Source organism: Hansschlegelia beijingensis, assembly GCF_045505405.1.
GTDB lineage: Bacteria > Pseudomonadota > Alphaproteobacteria > Rhizobiales > Methylopilaceae > Methylopila > Methylopila beijingensis_A.
On the sequence record NZ_JBJKEX010000248.1, the window covers coordinates 1 to 4,517 of the forward strand.

At 70.9% G+C, this 4,517-nt stretch carries 5 protein-coding genes; 1 reads left to right on the forward strand and 4 read right to left on the reverse strand.

Features of this window, described 5'->3' with window-relative positions:
- A partial coding sequence (gene cbiB / locus ACIKT0_RS13475) for an adenosylcobinamide-phosphate synthase CbiB (RefSeq protein ID WP_407105837.1) occupies positions 1–730 on the reverse strand: 730 nt, incomplete at its 3' end.
- 3 nt (positions 731–733) lie between these two features.
- Positions 734–1,729 carry a threonine-phosphate decarboxylase CobD gene (gene cobD / locus ACIKT0_RS13480; protein WP_407105838.1) on the reverse strand — a complete coding sequence of 332 codons (996 nt, stop codon included), beginning with the start codon at positions 1,727–1,729 and terminating at the stop codon, positions 734–736.
- Positions 1,730–1,839: 110 nt separating this feature from the next.
- Between cobD and ACIKT0_RS13485 the strand changes: the two genes are divergently transcribed.
- On the forward strand, positions 1,840–2,277 hold the full coding sequence (locus tag ACIKT0_RS13485; protein ID WP_407105839.1) for a DUF1636 family protein: 438 nt from the start codon (positions 1,840–1,842) through the stop codon (positions 2,275–2,277).
- On the opposite strand, the gene ACIKT0_RS13490 is transcribed toward ACIKT0_RS13485, so the two are convergent.
- Entirely contained in the window at positions 2,242–3,549 is a 1,308-nt protein-coding gene (locus ACIKT0_RS13490; protein WP_407105840.1) for a cobyrinic acid a,c-diamide synthase CobB, read from the reverse strand. The two genes, ACIKT0_RS13485 and ACIKT0_RS13490, sit on opposite strands and share 36 nt — an antisense overlap.
- Positions 3,546–4,316 carry a uroporphyrinogen-III C-methyltransferase gene (gene cobA, locus ACIKT0_RS13495; protein ID WP_407105841.1) on the reverse strand — a complete coding sequence of 257 codons (771 nt, stop codon included), beginning with the start codon at positions 4,314–4,316 and terminating at the stop codon, positions 3,546–3,548. Before cobA ends, ACIKT0_RS13490 begins: the two co-directional genes overlap by 4 nt.
- Positions 4,317–4,517: the final 201 nt, after the last annotated feature.

Below are 4,517 nucleotides of genomic sequence, written 5' to 3' on the forward strand. Positions count from 1 at the left end.
CGCGGCGCATGGCGCTGAGGCCGGCTCGGGCGGAGCGGCCGCTCAGCGCCGCCGCCGCCACGATCATCAGGCCGGAAAGCCGGGCCGGGATGAAGTTCGCCCAGTCGTCGAGCCGCGCCGAAGCCCACCCGAAGGCCAGATGCCGCTCCGTCTTGTGGCCGATCATGCTGTCCGCCGTGTTCAACGCCTTGTAGGCGAACAGGCCAGGCAGGCCGAGCAGGAGGCACCAGAACGCCGGGGCGACGACCCCGTCGGAAAAGTTCTCGGCGCAGGATTCGATCGCCGCGCGGGACACGCCGGCCTCGTCGAGCCGCTTCGGATCGCGTCCGACGATCATCGAGACGGCCTGCCGGGCGGCTGCGAGGCCGCCAGCCTCGAACGCCGCCCTGACGGCTGCGACATGCGTGAACAGGCTGCGCTGCGCGATCAGGATCGAGGCGATCGCCCCCTCGATCAGGACGCCGTAGGGCACCCCCCCGAACGTCCAGGACAGCAGGAAGCCGACCGCCGCGGCGCCTGAAATCAGGACGATGAGAGCCCAGACGCCGCGCCTGCGGCGCACGCGCTCATCGAGCTCGAGCCTGTTGAGCCTCTTGTCGAGCCCACCGATCGCCGCGCCTGCGACGATCACCGGATGGGCGAGGCGTCGCCACACCCTGGCTGGATCGCCGATCAGCGCGTCGAGCCCGAGCGCGATCAGCACGACCATGGCGTTGTGGACCAGGAACAAGGTTCAGAGGGCCTTCTCGAAAGCCGCCTTGAGGGCCGTATCGAGTCGCTCGAACGCCTCGTCATCGCCTGGCAGGCCGAAGCGCAGGCAATCCGGCCGGTCGTCGAACCGGCGACACCAGACGCCGGCGCGGGCGAGCGACTCGTGGACGGCGGCCGCCCGCGGATGGCGGCCGGCCCGGAAAAGGTCACACCCCGCGAGACCCGTAAAGCCCGCATGAGCGAGGATGCCGTCGAGCCGCATCGCGTCGACGGTAAGGCGCAGCCGCATGGTGGCGATCCAGGCCTCGTCGGCGAGCGCCGTCAGGCCCGAGACGAGCGCCGGCCCGGAGACGGGCCAGGGCCCGAGCTCACCCGCGAGTTCACTGACCATCTCCTGGTCGCCGGCCGCGAATCCGAGCCGGAGACCCGGCAAGCCGAAGAACTTTCCGAAAGAGCGCAGCACGACCACGCCGCGCGACGCCAGCCTCCCGCCGAGGGCCACTTCCGGGGCCACATCCGCATAGGTCTCGTCGACCACGAGAAGCCCCTCGCGTTCAGCCAGCCGCTCGGCGAGCTTCTGGAGCTTCTCGGGAGAGGTCGTCCGCCCGAACGGCGTGCTCGGGTTGACCAGAACGACGACATCGGCGTCCTCGGCCGTCTGCATGTCGCAGATCGTGACCTCATGGCCGGCCCGAGCCCACACATAGGCGTGCTCCTCATAGGTCCTGCCGACCACAGCGACCGATCCGCGGACGCGCAGATAGGGCAGCAGTTGGATCATCGCCTGCGCGCCGGGGCCGGCCACGACCGGCGCGTCTTCCGGCCATTCGTATGCCTGCCGCGCCGTCCTCAGCAGGCTCTCCAGTTCTGGAGGCTCCGGAAGGCGGGTCAGAGACGAGGACGGGAACGGCGGCAGCTGGTAGGGGTGCGGGTTGACCCCGGTGGACAGGTCGAGCCATCCCTGCCGTGGTCGTCCGTAGGCGGCTTCCGCCCGCGCCAGGTCACCGCCATGCCTCATACGATCCCCTTGGCCGCTCAGCGTTTGAAGTTCAGGCCGAATTGCGCCCGCGTCAACGCGGGCGAAGCAGGGCCGGCTACGTATGGCCGCCGGCCGCAGAGTCGATGCTGATGCCCCGCACGGTCGTCACGATCTGCCGGACTTGCCGCCCGGAGGGACACCCCGAAGCGTCCGAGCGGCCGGGCGCTGCTCTGGGCCGGGCGGTCCGGGACGCGCTGGCGAACGTTCCCGCCGGATCGCAGCTGGAGGTTCGGGCGATCGCCTGCCTGTCCGCCTGCTCGCGCGCCTGTTCGGCCGTCGTGGCGGCCCCAGGCAAGTTCTCCTACGTGGTCGGAGACCTCGAGCCTTGCGACGCCGAGGCGCTGGTCGCCTTCGCGCTGAAACATGCCGAAAGCGCCGACGGGATCCCGGCGTGGCGCGACAGGCCCGCGAAGGTCAGGAAATGCACGATCGCGCGCGTTCCGCCGGCTGGGGTCGAGCACTCGCTGATCGAGGCGGTTCACGAGCCGCCGTCAACCCACGTCGATGACGTGCAGGAACGAACCTGAGACGAAGCCGCGAACAAGACCCGCTGATCCGCCGTCGGGCAACCTGAACAGCGGCGGCCCCTGTTCGCTCACGACGGAAGCGTAGTGGAACTCGTGGGCCCGGCAGACCGATCCGGCGGCCCCGAGCGGGCCCGGCGCGGCGAGTTCAGCGTGCCGATAGCCGAGATGCAGGCGGCGTTCGGCGAACGAGGTCTCCAGCGCGAGAAGGCCGAGCATCTCGTGCCGGGCTCCATCGGCGTCGACCAGCCCCTGCCCGAGCGTCATGTAGCCTCCGCATTCGCCGTAGATCACCGCGCCGGAGTCGCACGCTGTCGCGACGCCGGCGCGGAAGCGGCTCGCGCCGGCGAGGCGCCCGGCGTGCAGCTCCGGGTAGCCCCCGGGCAGAAACACCGCATCCGCCTCAGAGCTGGGAGGCTCGTCGGCGAGCGGCGAAAAAAAGCTGAGCTCCGCGCCTGCCTCGCGCCAGCCCTCCAGCACATGCGGGTATGCGAAACGGAAGGCGAGGTCCCGCGCCACCGAGATGCGCGAACCGAGAGGCGGGACCGGCGGCGGCAAGGCCGTGTAGAGCGGCGTCGGCGGAATGCTGGCGAGCGACCGCAATCGGTCCAAGTTCACGTTTCGGGCGACCAGTTCCGCCGCTGTCCGGATCAGGCTCTGGAGCTCTGGCAGTTCCTCGGCCTGGACGAGGCCGAGATGCCGGGATGGCGCCCGCAGCTCGGCGCTTCGCGGCAGAACGCCCAGCACCTCGACGCCGGCGGCGTCGCAGCCCTCGCGCAGCAAGGCTTCATGCCGGGCGCTCGCCACCCTGTTCAGCACCACGCCGGCGATCGGCGGTCCGCCTGCGAAGTTTCGGAAGCCGGCCGCTACGGCTCCGACCGACTGCGCCATGCCCGAGGCGTCGATCACCAGCGCCACCGGCGCGCCCAAGGTCGCCGCTACCTCGGCCGCCCCGCCGCGCCCTTCGACGCCGGGCTCCGCCGCGTGGTCGAACAGACCCATGACGCCTTCGACCACGAGAATGTCCGCGCCCTGCCCCGCCTCCACGGCCAGCCGCAGGATCCTGTCCCGTCGCATCGCCCATCCGTCGAGGTTCACCGAAGGTCGGCCGGTGGCCGCCTCATGGAAGCGGGGATCAATGTAGTCCGGCCCGATCTTGGCCGATGCGGCGACGAGCCCCGCGTCGCGAAACGCGCGCAGCAACCCCAGCGTCACAATGGTCTTTCCGGACCCGCTCGAGGGCGCGGCGACGACGAGTGTGGGCGCGCCCGTCATGCGATCGACTCGGCGAACGAGAACGGGCTGAGGACCGGAGCGAGCGCCACCACCTCGCCGACGACGATCAACGCCGGCGCTTCGGCGCCCTCGGCGTCGCCGGCCGCGAGCCGCCCCAGCGTCGTGCGGATGACTTTCTGCCGGACGGTGGTGGCGTGGCAGACGATCGCGACCGGTTCTTCCGCCTGGCGGCCGGCGGCGAGCAGACGCGTGCCGATCTCACGCATCAGGCGGAAGCCCATATAGACGACGAGCACCGGCGACCCGGCCGCCAGCGCGGGCCAGTCGAGCCGCTCCGAGAGGCCGCCGCCTGCGTCATGCGCTGTGATGAACGTCACCGCCTGGTTGATCTCGCGGTGAGTCACGGGAATTCCGGCGGCGGCCAGGCCGCCCACTCCCGCCGTCACCCCGGACGCGACCCGGAACGGGACCCCGGCCGCGACAAGCGCCTGAGCCTCCTCCGCGCCGCGGCCGAACACATACGGATCGCCGCCCTTAAGGCGCGCGACGCGCTTGCCGGACCGCGCGGCCGTGACGAGCAGGCTGGTGATCTCCGGCTGCTTCGGCGAGGGACGGCCGGCGCGCTTGCCGACGAAGCTCAGTTCGGCGTCCACGCGGGTGAGCCTCAAAACCTCCTCATTCACCAGCGCATCGAAGAACACGATGTCGGCTTGCGCGAGGGCCCAGGCGGCTTGCAGCGTGAGAAGGCCAAGGTCGCCCGGTCCTGCGCCGACAAGCCAGACGCAGCCGCGCGGGAATGGCGGCATCGCCGCAGCGATCGCGTCAGGGAACGCGACGGACGCGCGAGGGAGGGTTGCGTGACGCAGATCGGACGACATGCGGCGGATCGATGACGCGGAGCAGAAGCTCGAGATCGTGCCGCTTCTCGAAGTGATGCACATGCTGGCGCCCCAGCGTGACGAAACACACCCCGGCCGATGCTGGCGCGACCTCGGCCGCGGCCGCGG